We start from the raw sequence: 15,949 nt of genomic DNA, 5'->3' as shown, positions 1-15,949 counted from the left end.
GGAGATTCTGTAGTAAAAGATTTAGCTGAGTATATTCAAACAAGCGAACCCGAAATAAAAGGTTTCTCTGATAAAAATATTTGGAGAATGAAGAAGTTTTATGAAGTATATAGAGATTTTCCAAAACTCTCACCACTGGTGAGAGAAATTAGCTGGACAAATAATATGCTCATTTTTTCAAGATGTAAAACTATTGAAGAAAAAGAATTTTATATTAAACTTGTTAAGCGAGAGAATTATAGTAAAAGAGAACTTGACCGGCAAATTTCAAGCAGCCTTTTTGAGCGGACAATGATAGGGAATTCAAAGCTCTCAACGATGTTGGGAGAAAATAACCACGAACTTACAAACACTTTCAAAGATAGTTATGTATTTGAGTTCTTGAACCTAAAAGAGCCATACAGCGAAAATGATTTACAGAGTGGTTTGGTAAGACAAATGAAGAATTTCATCCTTGAGCTTGGAAAAGACTTCATATTTATAGGAGAAGAATACAAATTACAAGTTGGTAACAGTGACTTTTTTATTGATTTACTTTTTTACCACCGTGGCCTGCAATGTCTGGTTGCATTTGAACTGAAAGCCGATAAATTTAAGCCTGAGCATCTAGGGCAATTGAATTTTTATTTGGAAGCACTAGACCGTGATGTTAAAAAAAACAATGAAAATCCTACTATTGGAATTTTGTTGTGTAAAGACAAAGACCGTGAGGTTGTTGAGTATGCGTTGAGCAGAAATCTTTCGCCAACAATGGTTTCTGAGTATAAGACTCAGCTGCCGGATAAGAAACTGTTACAACAAAAATTACACGAATTATTTGATAATGAAAAATAAACTTCTTTTAAAACGGACATTCAAAAAACAGATTAAATAATTTGCCAAAAACCTTTAATAAAACCTTTGAAAAAACATCTCCTTTTTATCGACACCGAAACCACGGGCATCCCAAAACGCTGGGATTTGCCTTATTCTGAAACAGAAAACTGGCCTTCAGCAGTTCAGGTTTCGTGGATTGTTTATGATGAAAATGATAACGAAATTAAAAGAGAAAATTGTTACATTGATGTTGATGATTTAAAAATTAGTGTCAAATCTTTTAAAATACACGGAATTACCAAGGAATTTTTAAGCAAAAACGGACAAAACCGAAAATTGATTTTAGAAAAACTTTCAACAGATATTCAGAAATATCAACCGTTAATTATTGGACATTTCACAGAATTTGAGATTCATACGCTGAGTTGTGATTTTTACAGAGCAGGTCTGGAAAATCCTTTCCAGCAAAGTGTGTTTTACTGCACGATGCTCAAAAGCAAAGACTATAATTTGAATCCAAGCATAACTTATCTTCGCTTGAACCAGCTTTTTGAATTTCTTTTTAATGAAAAAATGGAACGTTCCCACGATGCGATGATTGATGCGGAAATGACGGCAAAATGTTTTTTTGAAATTCGTTCCCGTGGAGAATTTTCGGAAGAAGAACTTCAGAAAATTCATCACGAAGTTGAATGTAAATTAAAATTTTTAACAGATAAATTGAAATAAAGTTTGTTTAATTTTATCAGAGAAAAATAGCCACAAATGCAAGAATTGCATCTTAATATAAGGTTGCTTGATTTTAAAATTCGGGCATTCGTGGCAAAATAAAATTATGGAAGAAAAAATCATTTCACTATTAAAAATAACAGAACCTTTCCATCTTTTACCTGAAACGGTTCTTGCAGAAATTTCTGAAACATTGATTAAAACCGAGTTTTCTAAAGATACGCTGATTTATCGTCAGGATGTGACGGAGATGACCGGCGTAAGCATTATAGCATCCGGCGAATATGAAACCTTCTTTTTCGATGCTTCAGAAAACAAAAGAGCGGTAACCAAACATCATAAACCCTATTGTTTTGGCGGAATTTCCATTATTCTGAACAGGGTTCGTGCATTGAAATCTGCCATAGCCAAAAAAGGAACTGTGGTTTACACTTTACCCAGAAAGGAATTTTACGAATTGTGTAATGCCTACGAAGATTTTTTCCACTATTTCACTTCAGATTTTGGCAAAAAAATGCTGGATGAAGAGTTTTCGCACTTTGTAAAAACGCCCGCCACTTTCGAGGAAAGTTATTTCGCAGCCGACCAGTTGTATTCCAGAAAAATAGAAGGTATTGCTTATAAAAGCATCGTTTCGTGTGAAGAAAATACACCTGTTTTTGAAGTGGCTAAAATAATGGCAGCCAACAAGGTAAGTTGTATTTTTATCAGAAAATCGGGGAGTGATGAGATTGTTGGTTATGCTACAGATATTACTTTAAGGGATAACGTCATCGCTCGTTGTCTGGATTCAAAGATCGCTATTTCGGAAGTGATGGATAATCCGATTGTTATCATTTCCACCGATGCCTATTTGTATGAAGCGGTTCTGATGATGTTCAAAACCAAATCAAGGTATCTTTTGGTGAAAAACAAAGAAGAATATGTCGGTTTTCTAAGCAGAAACCGTTTGTTGAGCGAGCAGGCACAGAGTCCGCTGGTGTTTATTCAATCAGTAAAGCAGGCAGAAAATACCGAAGAACTTCGCAAAAAATGGAATCAGGTTCCGGATATTATCAATCAGCTTTTGGGAAGGGGAGTTCACGGTGAAATTGCCAGTCAGGTCATCACTACTATTGCCGACACCATTACCGGAAAAGTGATAGAAAAAGTCATAAAAGAAATAGGAAAACCTCCGGCAAAATTTGCCTTTATTGTCACAGGAAGTGAAGGAAGAAAAGAGCAGACGCTCAGTACAGACCAGGATAACGGAATCATTTACGAAGACAAAGCCAATGAACACAGGGAAATGGTGCGGGAATATTTTCTGGATTTTGCCAAAAGAGTTTCAGACGATCTCAATAGGATTGGTTTTGAATACTGCAAAGGCGGTTTTATGGCAAGCAATCCCAAATGGACGCATTCCCTTTCTCATTGGAAAAGAAATTACACCCAATGGATTGAAGAATCTGTGCCGGAAAATGCAATGAAATTTTCCACTTTTTTTGACTTCCGTTTTATTTACGGTGATGAAAATATTGTGCGTGAACTGAAAACTTTTATCAAGGAAAAACTCGTTTCGCCCAATCAAATTTTCTTTGCACATATTGCAAAAAATGCATTGCAATACGAACCTCCTTTGACTTTTTTTAAAAGAATAAAAACCCAGACCATCGGGAAATCAGAAGTTTTTGACATTAAAACCGCAATGTCGCCAATTGTAGATTTAGTTCGTGTCTACGCACTGAAAAATCAGCTGGAGATAGAAAATACAGGTGAAAGAATGAAAAAACTGGCGGAAATCGGGATTTTCACTCAGGAGCAATATAACGAAATGCATCAGTCTTACTATTATCTGATGGCGCTCCGCTTAAAAAATCAGGCAAATCAAATCAATATTGATAAAAAGCATCCTGATAATTATGTCGAAATCAGCAAACTGACCAAAATAGAAAGGGTAACTTTAATCGAAATCTTCAAGACGATTGCCAATTTTCAGCTGGGAATCAAAGTGAAATTTACCGGAAGTTTTTAAGCTTAAATTTTAAACATAAAACCCTCCGATATTTTTTTATTGTATTTTTCCTCTTCAAAAGTATAGAGAAAAGACCCTTTTTTAGACGAGCTCATATCTTTCTCGTTAGTATTTACCAATACATCTAATGCATTGATTTTGCTGGTAAAATTACGTTTGTCATATTTTTCGTCAAAGATCGCTTCGTAAAGATTCTGAAGATCCTTCATCGTAAATTTTTCAGGCAAGAGTTCAAAGCCAATTGGTCTTGTTGTAGCTCTTCTTCTCAGCCTCAAAACAGCATCTTTTACCATTGCATTATGGTCAAAAATAAGATCGGGGCGGTCTTTCAGATCAAACCATTTGGCATTGTATTTTTCATTGATTTGAATATTATCCTGGATATTGATTAAAGCATAATACGAAATTGACATAATTCTGGCTGTCGGTTCACGGTCGATTTCTGTGTAAGTGTTAAGTTGCTCAAGGTAGATATTTTCAAGTCCGGTCAACGTATTCAGAACACGATTGGCGGCCTGGTCAGAACTTTCTTGGTCATCAACAAAGCCACCCATAAGAGACCATTCTCCCTTCTTTGGCTCAAAATTTCTTTGTACCAGAAGAATTTTCAGTTCATCTCCGTCAAAACCGAAAATGATGCAGTCAACTGCCACAAGATGTTTAGGATAATTAAGATAATTTTCTTCCATCAAAAATGATTTTATACAAAGTTAATTTTTTTAGGGTAGATTTTAATACGAAAAGTAAATAAATGTATCTGCTACACTTTATTTTTTCTTCATTAACTTTTTTTTGAGAAATTATTGGTTCCGAGTCGTGTTTTGGGGAATTATTTTTACCATTTAAACAATTTATTTGCCGAAATTACTGTGAATCCTATATGAATGCAATGTTAAAAATATGTTAAAATTTATCTAAAGTATTTCAGTCATATTTTTGGAAGGGATATTATTTAAATACGATAAGTCCGGGCATAAATTTTCGAAGTCTTTTATGAACATACGATATTTATTTTGATAATGACGAAATTACATTTATTTAATTGATATTCTATTGTTTGTCTATTCTTGTTTTTTATGATAAGGTAAGGGTTTTTGAAGCCATTTTTCCTTATTCTGAAATGCTTTTTTAGCAGGTATTATTTCAAAATGATGAAAATTGTTTGCTATCTGGTTACTTTCTTTTATTTTAGAAATGTAGAAATAACATTTATTAATGAACAAAAAATCACTGATATTACTTTTAGGCTTTACAACAATAGCTTTTGGGCAGGTAAAGAAAAATGTTAGCTACTTTCCGCTTAACAAAGTTCATCTGTCCGAAAGTGTTTTCAGCAAAGCGATGCAGACGGATGAAAAATATATTCTGTCGATGGATGCAGACCGACTTCTTGCACCTTATCTGAAAGAAGCGGGACTGAAACCTAAAAAAGAAAACTATCCCAATTGGGAAAATACCGGATTGGATGGTCATATTGGTGGTCATTACATTTCGGCTTTGGCGCTGATGTACGCTTCCACAGGCGATCCAAAAGTCAAGCAACGTTTGGATTATATGATTGATGAGCTGGAGCGTTGCCAGAATCTTTCAGGAAACGGCTACCTTTCAGGAGTTCCGAACGGTAAAAAAGCCTGGAAAGAAATTGCCGACGGAAACATTCGTGCCACAACTTTCGGTTTGAATGACCGTTGGGTTCCTTTGTATAATATTCACAAGATTTATTCTGGTTTACGCGATGCCTATTGGTATGCAGACAGTGAGAAAGCAAAAAAAATGCTGATAAAACTCACAGATTGGATGGCTGATGAAGTTTCCGGACTTTCCGATGAACAGATTCAGGATATGCTTCGCAGCGAGCACGGCGGTTTGAATGAAGTTTTCGCCGACGTTTACGACATTACAAAAAATCCGAAATATCTAAAGCTTGCCCATCGTTTTTCACATCTTGCCATTTTAAATCCATTGTTGATTCAGGAAGATAAACTCACAGGAATCCACGCAAATACACAGATTCCGAAAGTGATTGGTTTCAAAAGAATTGCAGATTTAGAAAATAATAAAGAATGGAGCAATGCTGCCGATTTTTTCTGGACCAACGTTACCCAAAAGAGGTCAGCGATTATCGGAGGAAACAGCGTCAGCGAGCATTTTAATCCCATCAATGATTTCAGCGGAATGATTAAAAGTATCGAAGGTCCCGAAACCTGCAATACGTATAATATGCTGAAGCTTTCCAAAGAATTGTATGCGACCAATCCAAAATCATCATACGTAGATTATTACGAAAGAGCATTATATAATCATATTCTTTCCACGCAAAATCCCGAAAAAGGCGGTTTTGTCTATTTCACGCCAATGCGTCCCGGTCATTACAGGGTTTATTCTCAGCCGGAAACCAGCTTTTGGTGTTGTGTAGGTTCGGGAATGGAAAATCACGCCAAATATGGTGAAATGATTTATGCTTATTCTGATGAAGATTTGTATGTGAATTTGTTTATTCCTTCCATTTTAAAATGGTCTGAAAAGAAAATAGTTCTGAGACAGGAAAATAATTTCCCTGAATCGCCGTCAACAAAACTGATTTTTGACGTTGCTCCAAAATCAAATATAAATTTAAAATTAAGAGCACCGGAATGGGCAAATGCTTCTGAAATTACAATTTCAGTCAATGGTAAAAACGTCAATGTCCCTGTTGATACTGAAGGTTATTTTACCATCAAAAGAAAATGGAAAAAAGGCGATGTTATCGAAATGAAAATGCTGATGCACCTCTCCGCAGAACAGCTTCCTGACCATTCGGATTATTTTGCGTTTAAATATGGTCCGATTGTTTTAGCTGCTAAATACGGGAAAGAAAATCAGGACGGACTTTTCGCAGATGACAGCAGAGGCGGACATATCGCACACGGATCTCAGATTCCTTTGAATGAAATTCCGACAATTTTAGGAAGTCCGACTTCAGTTTTAAGCCATTTGCAACAAGTTAGTGATAAAGATTTAACATTCAAACTGACAGGTTTGTATCCTCAAGATAAATTCAACAGCGGATTAGAATTAGTTCCGTTTTACAAAATTCAGGAGGAGCGTTACATTATTTATTTTCCGCAGGCGAATCAGGATAAAATCGAAATGATTCAGAAACAAAAAGCCAAAGAAGAAGAGGAAATCCGAAAGCTTGACAATATTACGACTGATAAAATTCAGTTGGGTGAGCAGCAGCCGGAATCTGACCATTTCATCGACAGCAAAGATTCAAATACCGGTTATATGGAAGACCGACATTTCCGTGAGGCAAAAGGTTGGTTCAGCTATCAGATGAGAAACAAAGATAAAAATGCAAAATACCTTTATCTTATTTATTTTGATGCCAACAATAACCGAACTTTGAATGTGGAAATTAACGGAATAAAAGCGATTTCTAAAAATTTCGACGGAAAAACGGGCGGTTCTCCACAATCTTTATTAATCCCGATTCCTGAATCTGAAAGTAGGAAAGAAATTCTTAATGTAAAATTTAACACAAATGAAAAATCGCTTACTCCGAAAATCATCGAAGTAAGATTGCTGACCCAAATGCCAGATAAAAACTAAAAATAAACCGCAGAATTCAAATTTGCTATGAAAAACAGAATCTTTTTTAAAATATTAATTTTATTCGTAGGCTCATTATGTATTTCTTTCATTGAAGCCAAAATTACACTTCCGGCACTGGTTTCAGACGGAATGGTTTTGCAGAGAAATCAAAAACTGAATGTTTGGGGAAAAGCCGATGCAGGAGAAAAAGTGGAAGTGAAATTTCTCAACAAAAATTACAAAACCACCGCCGACCAAACCGGAAACTGGAAAATCACACTTCCCGAGCAAAAAGCCGGAGGTCCTTATACGATGACCATCAATGAAATTACGTTGAAAGATATTCTCATCGGCGATGTCTGGCTGGCTTCCGGACAATCGAATATGGAATTGCCAATGCGTAGACTGACTCCGCTTTATGCTGACGAAATTAAAAATGCAAACAATCAGAATATTAGATTTTTCACAGTTCCTCAAAAATATAATTTTAAATCACCTCAGACCGAGTTTGATGGCGGTAAATGGGAAGCGACAAATCCACAAACAATTCTTAATTTTTCGGGAGTTGCTTATTTTTTCGCAAAAGAATTAAGTCAGAGAAATAAAGTGGCGGTTGGAATTATCCACACAAGTTTAGGCGGTTCTCCGATTCAGGCGTGGATGGATGAAAATTCTCTGAAAAAATACCCTGAATATCTGGACGAAGCCAAAAAATGGCAAAATGATGAGTTAATTAAGTCTACAGAATCTGGCGAACAGGCTTTAAGCAAAGCTTGGTACTCAGAACTCGACCAAAGCGATATCGGATTAAACCAACATTGGGAAAACTTTGACCTTAATGATTCTGACTGGAAAACAATGAATATTCCGGGTTCTTGGGAAGATAAAGAAGGTTCTTTTGAAGGTTCTGTCTGGTTCAGAAAAGAAATTAGTTTAACCAAAAAGCAGGCAGGAAAAGCGGCATTTTTAAATTTAGGAAGAATAAAGGATGCGGATGTGACATACATCAACGGCGTAAAAGTAGGCAATGTAACCTATGAATATCCACCACGTTGGTACGATGTTCCGACAGGCATTTTAAAAGAAGGGAAAAATGTGATTGCTGTTAGAATCTCCAACGGAAGCGGAAAAGGGCAGTTCATCGCTGATAAACCTTACTATCTCGAAATTGACGGCAATAAAATCGATTTAAAAACCGAATGGAAATATAAAATCGGTACCAAAATGGAAAAAATGGCTCCTGGAACTACTTTCATCCGTTGGAAACCGACAGGATTGTACAATGCAATGATTAATCCTCTCATCAATTATAACATCAAAGGAGCACTTTGGTATCAGGGCGAAAGCAATACCGGAAAACCAAAAGAATACGGCGATTTGCTGACCACAATGATTACCGATTGGCGAAACAAATGGAACCAGAAAGATTTGCCTTTCTTCACCGTACAATTGGCTAATTTTATGGAGCCGAAGAAAGAACCTGTGGAAAGCAACTGGGCAGAACTGAGAGAACAGCAGCGCCAGGTTTCTATAAAAGTTCCGAACACCGGACTTGCCGTAATTATCGATATAGGAGAGTGGAACGATATTCATCCTTTAAACAAGAAAACAGTCGGAGACAGATTGGCTTTGCAGGCGCTGAAAGTTGCAGACAAAAAGAATATCATCGCAGACGGACCGGTTTATCAATCAATGAAAATTGAAGGAAATAAAATAATTCTTTCCTTCAAAACCGGAACCGATGATTTTACACCCGTTTCTGAACTGAAAGGCTTCGCTATCAAAGGCAAAGACGGAAAATACGAATGGGCAAAAGCAAAAATCGAAGGCAATAAAATCATTGTCTGGAACAACACCGTTTCAAATCCCGTTTCAGTAAGATATGACTGGGCAGACAACCCCGACGGAAACTTAAAAAACAAAACCGGTCTTCCCGCATCGCCTTTCACTACAGAATAATTATTAAACTAAACATATAAAAATAAAGACAAAAGATCTTAATCTATGATTTATTTGTCTATCATCTAATATCTAATTTCATATGAACAACTCATCTCAAAAAATATCTGTCGTTGAGAAAATCGGCTACAGTTTAGGAGATTTAGCCGCCAATCTGGTATTCCAGACTCTGGTGACGTATTTAGCTTATTTTTACACAGATATTTACGGATTAAAACCGGAAGATGCCTCTATTATTACACTTATTGTCGGATTATTAGCTGGTTTTGTCTTCAACCCGCTGATTGGTGCTTTAGCAGACAGAACACGAACAAAGTGGGGGAAATTCCGTCCGTGGATTTTACTTACTGCAATTCCGTTGGGTGCAGCAGCACTTTTCGCATTCAGCACACCCGATTTTTCTTACAAAGGAAAAATGATTTATGCGGCGGTTACCTACACTATACTTTTATTATTGTACGCAGCAAACAATTTGCCTTACTCGGCTCTAAGTGGAGTGATAACAGGCGATATGAGTGAGAGAAACAGTATTTCTTCCTATCGTTTTGTTGCCGTAATGTTTGCGCAGTTTTTTGTTCAGGTATTTATGTTGCCAATCATTTTGTCTGCCGGACACGGAGATAAAGCGGTCGGGATTGAAGTGGTAATGACCTGGCTTGCCATCATCGGAACGGTAATGCTGTTGATTACTTTTCTTACAACCAGAGAAAGAGTTATTCCAAAACCGGAACAGGAATCATCTTTGAGCGCAGATTTAAAGGATTTAAAAAATAATAAACCCTGGATTATAATTTTAGGAGTTACAACATTGATTTTCATTACATTAGCAATGAAAGGCGGTTCGTATGTGTATTATTTTAACAACTATGTAGACGAAACCTCACTTCAGCAATTTATATCACCGATTACCAATTTCTTCAATTCCATCGGGATGAATTTCTTCGGAGAAGACCCTCGTTCAGCAGGTTTCGGATTGTTTAATGCAGGCGGAATCATTATGATGATTGTCGGGATTACTTTTTCCAAAAAGTTTGCAGATAAATACGGCAAAAGAGATGCGTTCATCGCTTCATTGTTTATTTCAACATTATTTGTATTGGCATTTATATTTTATCCGCCAAAATCGGTTGGGTTAATGTTTTTATCCCAGATTCTACACGGTTTCTTCTACGGAATCGGAACGCCATTGCTTTGGGCGATGATTGCTGACGTTGCCGATTATTCAGAATGGAAAAACAACAGACGTGCAACAGCAATTATTTTCTCGGCAATGATGGTCGGTTTAAAGGTCGGATTGAGCATCGGAAGTTCATTGGTTGCATTAATTATCGGAAAATACGGCTACATTTCGTCAGAAGGTGCAATGAGCGTTATTCAGCCGGAAAGCGTTTCAGCAGGTGCAAAAATGCTGGTCAGCGTATTTCCGTCCATCCCGTTCTTTTTAGCGTGTGGATTGCTGATGTTCTATGAAATTAACAAGAAAAAAGAAATCGAAATCGAACATGACCTTAAAGAAAGAAGAAAAGCGAAAGATTAAAAATATAGTAAAATTTGGGCAGCTTTTCCGTCTTCCACTCCCGCCTTTTTGTTCCGCTTCGCTCCACAAAAAGAGCTCCGTTCAAGCCGGGCTGCGTGCGATTCGGCGTATTAAAAAAGCCTTGTCAAGGTTCAAAACCTTGACAAGGCTGATTGAAATCAATAGGAACGGACTTTACCAAAATTTATAATAAGTTTCGGCTAAAGCCAAAAGAAAATAAAAATTTTATGAAAAAAATAATAGCATTATTAGGAATTTTAACCTTGACAGTCTCGTGCAAAACAGCAAGCACTGCAACTTCTGACCTTACCCTGAAAAACGCATTCAAAAATAAATTCTACATCGGAACAGCGATGAGTCTTCCGCAGATTTACGAGAAGGATGTAAAGTCTGTAGAAATTATTAAAAATCAATTCAGTTCCATCATTGCAGAAAACTGTATGAAATCGATGTTTCTTCAACCAGAAGAAGGCAAATTCTTTTTTGATGATGCCGATAAATTTGTCGCTTTTGGAGAGAAAAATAAAATGTTCATTATCGGTCATACTTTGATTTGGCATTCTCAGTTACCAAAATGGTTTTTCGTAGACAAAGACGGAAAAGACGTTTCTGCCGAAGTCTTAAAACAAAGAATGAAAAATCACATCACAACGGTTGTCTCAAGATACAAAGGTCGTGTGAAAGGCTGGGATGTGGTGAATGAAGCCATAATGGAAGATGGAACTTACCGTAAAAGTAAATTCTACGAAATTCTGGGCGAAGAATTTATTCCGTTGGCTTTCCAGTACGCTCAGGAAGCAGACCCGAATGCAGAACTCTATTACAACGATTACAACGAATGGCATCCCGGAAAAGTTAAAACTGTGAGCAAAATGGTTCAGACTTTAAAATCCAGAGGAATCCGAATCGATGGAGTAGGAATGCAGACCCACGTTGGTCTCGACACACCTTCAATTGCTGAATACGAAAAAGCAATTCTTGACTACGCAGCAAACGGTGTGAAAGTAAATGTTACTGAAATGGAAATCAGCGCACTTCCTTCACCGTGGGGAACTTCTGCCAACGTTTCCGACAAAGTAGAATATGAAGCAAAAATGAATCCTTACACAGCCGGACTTCCCGAAAATGTAAAAGCAGAATGGGAAAACCGTTATCTGGATTTTTTCAGATTATTCATCAAACATCAGGATAAAATTAGGAGAGTAACTCTGTGGGGAACTACCGATGCCCAATCCTGGAAAAACGATTTCCCGGTAAAAGGCAGAACTGATTATCCGTTACTTTTTGACCGAAATAATCAGGCGAAACCTGTGGTGGAAAAAATCATTCAATTAACAAAAGAAAAATAATACTGCCTCAAACCTTATAGGTTTTGAAAGCCTATAAGGTTTAAAAAGATTAAAAAAATATTTCTCTCGCAGATTTAGCGAATTAGGTAGATCCTTGATTTCAACAATCTGCAAAATTTGAGAAAATCTAATTCAATAAAATCTATCATCTATCAGTCTATTATCTAAATATCTATATTAAAACAATGAAAAAATCAAAATATCTATTCCCGAAAGATTATATGGCAGACCCTTCCGTACACGTTTTTGAAGGCAAAATCTACATCTATCCGTCTCACGACCGTGAAAGTGGAATCGAAGAAAACGATAACGGCGACCATTTCGATATGAATGATTATCACGTTTTCTCCCTTGATGATGTAGAAAACGGTGAAATTACAGACCACGGTGTTGTCCTTTCGGTAAAAGATATTCCCTGGTCGGGAAGACAATTATGGGATTGTGATGTGGCGTTCAAAAATGGAAAATATTATATGTATTTTCCGTTAAAAGATAAAAATGATATCTTTAGAATTGGTGTTGCGGTAAGCGACAAACCTTACGGACCATTTGTTCCTGAAAAACATCCGATGATGGGAAGCTACAGCATTGATCCTTGTATTTTCGAAGAAGATGGAAAACATTATATGTATTTCGGAGGAATCTGGGGCGGACAATTGCAACGTTACAGAAACAATAAAGCATTGGAATCAGCAATAATTCCAAATGATGATGAACCTGCAATTCCTTCAAAAGTTGCTTTATTGAGCGATGATATGCTGGAATTCGGAGAAGAGCCTAAAGATGTTCTGATTCTGGATGAAAACGGAAATCCTTTGCTTCACGGTGACAAACACCGCTTTTTCGAAGCGTCCTGGATGCACAAGTTTAATGACAAATATTATTTTTCTTATTCTACCGGAGACACGCATTTGATTTGTTATGCAACAGGAGACAATCCTTATGGTCCATTTATTTTTCAAGGAGAAATTCTGACGCCTGTTGTAGGATGGACAACCCATCACAGTATTGCTGAATTTAAAGGAAAATGGTATCTCTTCTTCCACGATTCTATTCCGAGTGAAGGAAAAACCTGGCTCAGAAGTATGAAAGTAATAGAACTTGAATATGACAGCGATGGTAAAATTAAAACCATTGAAGGACTAGAAGAATAATCCATAAAAAGTCCCAAAGGGACGATTTAACGAAGGATAGGATGAAATCCTATCAAAATAAAACGTTTCAAAAGAACCCGAAGGGTTCAATATTAATAAATGTAGGTACGACCTATAGAAAAAAGTTTTCAATGAAAAATTTTCGACTTTACCTCGTGTTATTTCTAATGATTCCATTAATGATTTTCGCAGAAGACGGAAGTCAGCTTTGGCTTAGGTTTCCCGCAAAAAATGGAGTTTCGGCAGATAAAATTATTTCCAAAGGAAACAATCCGACTTTGAATATCGCCAAAAAAGAACTGATGAATCATTGGCAAGGTCAGGAAATTGAACTTCGTACGGATAAGTCATTAAAAAATCTAAAAGGCGGCTATACGATAAAATCAGTTCAGAACAAATTGGTCATTTCTGCTGAAAAAGAAATAGGATTGCTTTACGGAGTCTATCATATTTTACGTTTACAACAGACTAATTCAGTTACAACAAATTTGAATATTACCGAAAAACCTTCCTACGATGTCAGAATTCTCAACCATTGGGATAATCTTGACGGAACGATTGAGCGTGGTTATGCAGGACATTCGCTTTGGAAATGGGAAGATTTACCGAACACCATTTCACCGAGATACGAAGAATATGCAAGAGCAAATGCCTCCATCGGAATTAACGCAACTGTTCTCAACAATGTGAATGCTTCGCCCAATATGCTCCGCAAAGACTATCTTGAAAAAGTAAAAGCTCTCGCAGATATTTTCAGACCTTACGGAATCAAAGTTTATTTGTCAGTCAATTTTTCTTCCCCAAAAGTTTTAGGCGGACTGGAAAATTCTGACCCGTTGAACAAAGATGTTCAAAAATGGTGGAAAGACAAAGCATCAGAAATTTATAAACTGATTCCTGACTTTGGAGGATTTTTGGTTAAAGCCAATTCTGAAGGACAACCTGGTCCGCAGGATTACGGAAGAACACACGCAGACGGTGCCAATATGATGGCAGATGTTCTGAAACCTTATGGTGGAATCGTGATGTGGAGAGCATTTGTTTATAGCCCAAGCAAAGAAGACCGTGCAAAACAGGCTTATCTGGAATTTGTTCCTCTTGATGGGAAATTCAGGGATAATGTGATTGTTCAGATTAAAAACGGACCTGTTGATTTTCAGCCTCGTGAAGCATTTAATCCGCTTTTTGGAGCTTTGAAAAAAACTTCTGAAATGGTTGAATTTCAGATTACCCAAGAGTATTTAGGACAAGCCAATCATCTGGTTTACCTTGCTCCATTATTTAAAGAAACTTTAGACAGCGATACATATGCCAATGGCAAAGGCTCTACAATTGCCAAAATTACAGACGGAACGTTAAGACCAGCAAAAATTTCAGCTATTTCGGCGGTTGCCAACATAGGAGAAGACAAAAACTGGACGGGACATCATTTTGCACAAGCCAATTGGTACGCTTTCGGACGTTTGGCTTGGAACCACGATTTGACTTCTGAACAGATTGCTGATGAGTGGATTAAAATGACATTTACGGATAATGAAAAATTCCTCAATCCTGTAAAAGAAATGATGCTCACTTCGAGGGAAACTGCGGTTGATTATATGATGCCTTTAGGATTGCACCATATTTTTGCAGGCGGACATCACTATGGTCCGGAGCCGTGGGGAGATTACAAAGGCGGAAGACCAGATTGGTCACCGGTGTATTATCATCAGGCAACTGCACAAGGTTTAGGATTTGATCGTACAAAAACGGGAAGTAATGCAGTCTCAGATTATTTCCCTCCATTAAATGAAATCTATGGAAATGTTAAAACCTGTCCTGAAAATCTGATTCTCTGGTTTCATCACGTTCCGTGGGATTATCAGATGAAAAACGGAAAAACGCTTTGGGAAGAACTCTCCTACAAATATGATACAGGCGTAAAAAATGTCAGAGATTATCAGAGAGTTTGGGACAAAATGCAGCCTTATTTAGATGAGGAACGGTTTACAGAAGTTCAGTCTAAATTGAAAATTCAAGCTAAAGATGCCGTTTGGTGGAAAGACGCTTGTCTGCTTTATTTCCAGACGTTTTCAAAAATGCCGATTCCTTATGACATCGAAAGACCGGTTCACGAACTGGAAGATTTGAAAAAGATTAAACTCAATATGGGACATCATAACTAAAAAAAAGCAGCTCTACCGAAAAGGTAGAGCTGCTTTTAATAAGTACGAATCTATATTATTTAAGGGCAATAATTTTACTGAATATATTACCGTTTTTTTCTACAGCAATGATGTAGCTTGGAGAGGTTTTGGGATCAAGTTTGAAAGTTAAACTAAGCTTGCCGTCTTTTGCAAATTTAGTTTCATTGTAGTACACATTATCAGAAAAATCCTGAACGGAAACGTTTACAGAGCCTTCCATATCTTCCATATTCAGTTTTATGATATTGTTATTGATCGTAAATTCCGGCTTGATGATTTCGCTTACCGGAGTTTTTTCGACCTTCAGGTTTTTATTTTGGATACTGATTTTATATTTTTCAATTTTATAATCAGATTCTGCAACCAGATAATAAGTTCCGTCAGTTAAAGTCTCAAGATTATATGATTTCGAAATGAAATTTTGATCTCCTATTTTTTCAGAATATATTTCTCCCTCGTTATCATTGTATACAAACAGAGAAATATTTTGCGCATTGTTTACTTCAAAACTAAGGGTTTTAGAATTTATATTTCCGAATGATACAGAAAAGTCTTTGTCTTTACTCATTACATCTGCTGAAGTTAAAAGAAACACAACAAATAGACTGATTTTTAATAGATTATTCATAGTA

11 protein-coding genes are annotated in these 15,949 nt (G+C 36.7%); 9 read left to right on the top strand and 2 right to left on the bottom strand.

Annotated features, from left to right (window positions below):
* The 3 genes from IX38_RS18580 to IX38_RS18570 all read left to right on the top strand — a co-directional run.
* Nucleotides 1-834: PDDEXK nuclease domain-containing protein (locus tag IX38_RS18580; protein ID WP_034707428.1), on the top strand; the 834-nt coding region annotated here is incomplete at its 5' end.
* Between the two features lie 66 nt (nucleotides 835-900).
* Nucleotides 901-1,545 (top strand): 3'-5' exonuclease, encoded by a 645-nt coding sequence (locus tag IX38_RS18575; protein WP_034707426.1) that lies wholly within the window; start codon nucleotides 901-903, stop codon nucleotides 1,543-1,545.
* A 106-nt stretch (nucleotides 1,546-1,651) separates the two neighbouring features.
* On the top strand, nucleotides 1,652-3,559 hold the full coding sequence (locus IX38_RS18570) for a DUF294 nucleotidyltransferase-like domain-containing protein (protein ID WP_034707425.1): 1,908 nt from the start codon (nucleotides 1,652-1,654) through the stop codon (nucleotides 3,557-3,559).
* A 2-nt stretch (nucleotides 3,560-3,561) separates the two neighbouring features.
* Here IX38_RS18570 and IX38_RS18565 read toward each other — a convergent pair whose 3' ends face one another.
* The gene (locus IX38_RS18565; RefSeq protein ID WP_034707424.1) at nucleotides 3,562-4,248 is read right to left on the bottom strand and encodes an NUDIX hydrolase; all 687 of its coding nucleotides are present in this window, start codon (nucleotides 4,246-4,248) and stop codon (nucleotides 3,562-3,564) included.
* Between the two features lie 526 nt (nucleotides 4,249-4,774).
* Here IX38_RS18565 and IX38_RS18560 point away from each other — a divergent pair.
* From IX38_RS18560 to IX38_RS18535, 6 genes are all read left to right on the top strand, one after another.
* Nucleotides 4,775-7,150, top strand: a complete 2,376-nt coding sequence (locus IX38_RS18560) for a glycoside hydrolase family 127 protein (RefSeq protein ID WP_034707423.1) — start codon at nucleotides 4,775-4,777, stop codon at nucleotides 7,148-7,150.
* 27 nt (nucleotides 7,151-7,177) lie between these two features.
* On the top strand, nucleotides 7,178-9,091 hold the full coding sequence (locus IX38_RS18555; RefSeq protein ID WP_084680329.1) for a sialate O-acetylesterase: 1,914 nt from the start codon (nucleotides 7,178-7,180) through the stop codon (nucleotides 9,089-9,091).
* Nucleotides 9,092-9,173: 82 nt separating this feature from the next.
* Nucleotides 9,174-10,628: an MFS transporter gene (locus tag IX38_RS18550; protein WP_034707422.1), complete on the top strand. Its 1,455-nt coding sequence runs from the start codon at nucleotides 9,174-9,176 to the stop codon at nucleotides 10,626-10,628.
* 227 nt (nucleotides 10,629-10,855) lie between these two features.
* On the top strand, nucleotides 10,856-11,977 hold the full coding sequence (locus IX38_RS18545; RefSeq protein ID WP_034707437.1) for an endo-1,4-beta-xylanase: 1,122 nt from the start codon (nucleotides 10,856-10,858) through the stop codon (nucleotides 11,975-11,977).
* 185 nt (nucleotides 11,978-12,162) lie between these two features.
* Nucleotides 12,163-13,131 carry a glycoside hydrolase family 43 protein gene (locus IX38_RS18540; RefSeq protein WP_034707421.1) on the top strand — a complete coding sequence of 323 codons (969 nt, stop codon included), beginning with the start codon at nucleotides 12,163-12,165 and terminating at the stop codon, nucleotides 13,129-13,131.
* 131 nt (nucleotides 13,132-13,262) lie between these two features.
* Entirely contained in the window at nucleotides 13,263-15,296 is a 2,034-nt protein-coding gene (locus tag IX38_RS18535; protein ID WP_034707420.1) for an alpha-glucuronidase, read from the top strand.
* A gap of 55 nt (nucleotides 15,297-15,351) precedes the next feature.
* Here IX38_RS18535 and IX38_RS18530 read toward each other — a convergent pair whose 3' ends face one another.
* Nucleotides 15,352-15,945: a hypothetical protein gene (locus IX38_RS18530; protein WP_034707418.1), complete on the bottom strand. Its 594-nt coding sequence runs from the start codon at nucleotides 15,943-15,945 to the stop codon at nucleotides 15,352-15,354.
* Nucleotides 15,946-15,949 lie beyond the last annotated feature (4 nt).

Source organism: Chryseobacterium luteum (genome assembly GCF_000737785.1).
In the GTDB taxonomy this organism is placed as follows: Bacteria; Bacteroidota; Bacteroidia; order Flavobacteriales; family Weeksellaceae; genus Chryseobacterium; species Chryseobacterium luteum.
Note: the sequence above shows the minus strand (reverse complement) of the source record. Positions and strands in the feature narration are given on the sequence as shown.

Coding starts and splice junctions, on each gene's coding strand:
- IX38_RS18550 (WP_034707422.1), top strand. CDS start 9,174: ATGAACAACTCATCTCAAAAAATATCTGTCGTTGAGAAAATCGGCTAC.
- IX38_RS18570 (WP_034707425.1), top strand. CDS start 1,652: ATGGAAGAAAAAATCATTTCACTATTAAAAATAACAGAACCTTTCCAT.
- IX38_RS18530 (WP_034707418.1), bottom strand. CDS start 15,945: ATGAATAATCTATTAAAAATCAGTCTATTTGTTGTGTTTCTTTTAACT.
- IX38_RS18545 (WP_034707437.1), top strand. CDS start 10,856: ATGAAAAAAATAATAGCATTATTAGGAATTTTAACCTTGACAGTCTCG.
- IX38_RS18555 (WP_084680329.1), top strand. CDS start 7,178: ATGAAAAACAGAATCTTTTTTAAAATATTAATTTTATTCGTAGGCTCA.
- IX38_RS18565 (WP_034707424.1), bottom strand. CDS start 4,248: ATGGAAGAAAATTATCTTAATTATCCTAAACATCTTGTGGCAGTTGAC.
- IX38_RS18560 (WP_034707423.1), top strand. CDS start 4,775: ATGAACAAAAAATCACTGATATTACTTTTAGGCTTTACAACAATAGCT.
- IX38_RS18540 (WP_034707421.1), top strand. CDS start 12,163: ATGAAAAAATCAAAATATCTATTCCCGAAAGATTATATGGCAGACCCT.
- IX38_RS18535 (WP_034707420.1), top strand. CDS start 13,263: ATGAAAAATTTTCGACTTTACCTCGTGTTATTTCTAATGATTCCATTA.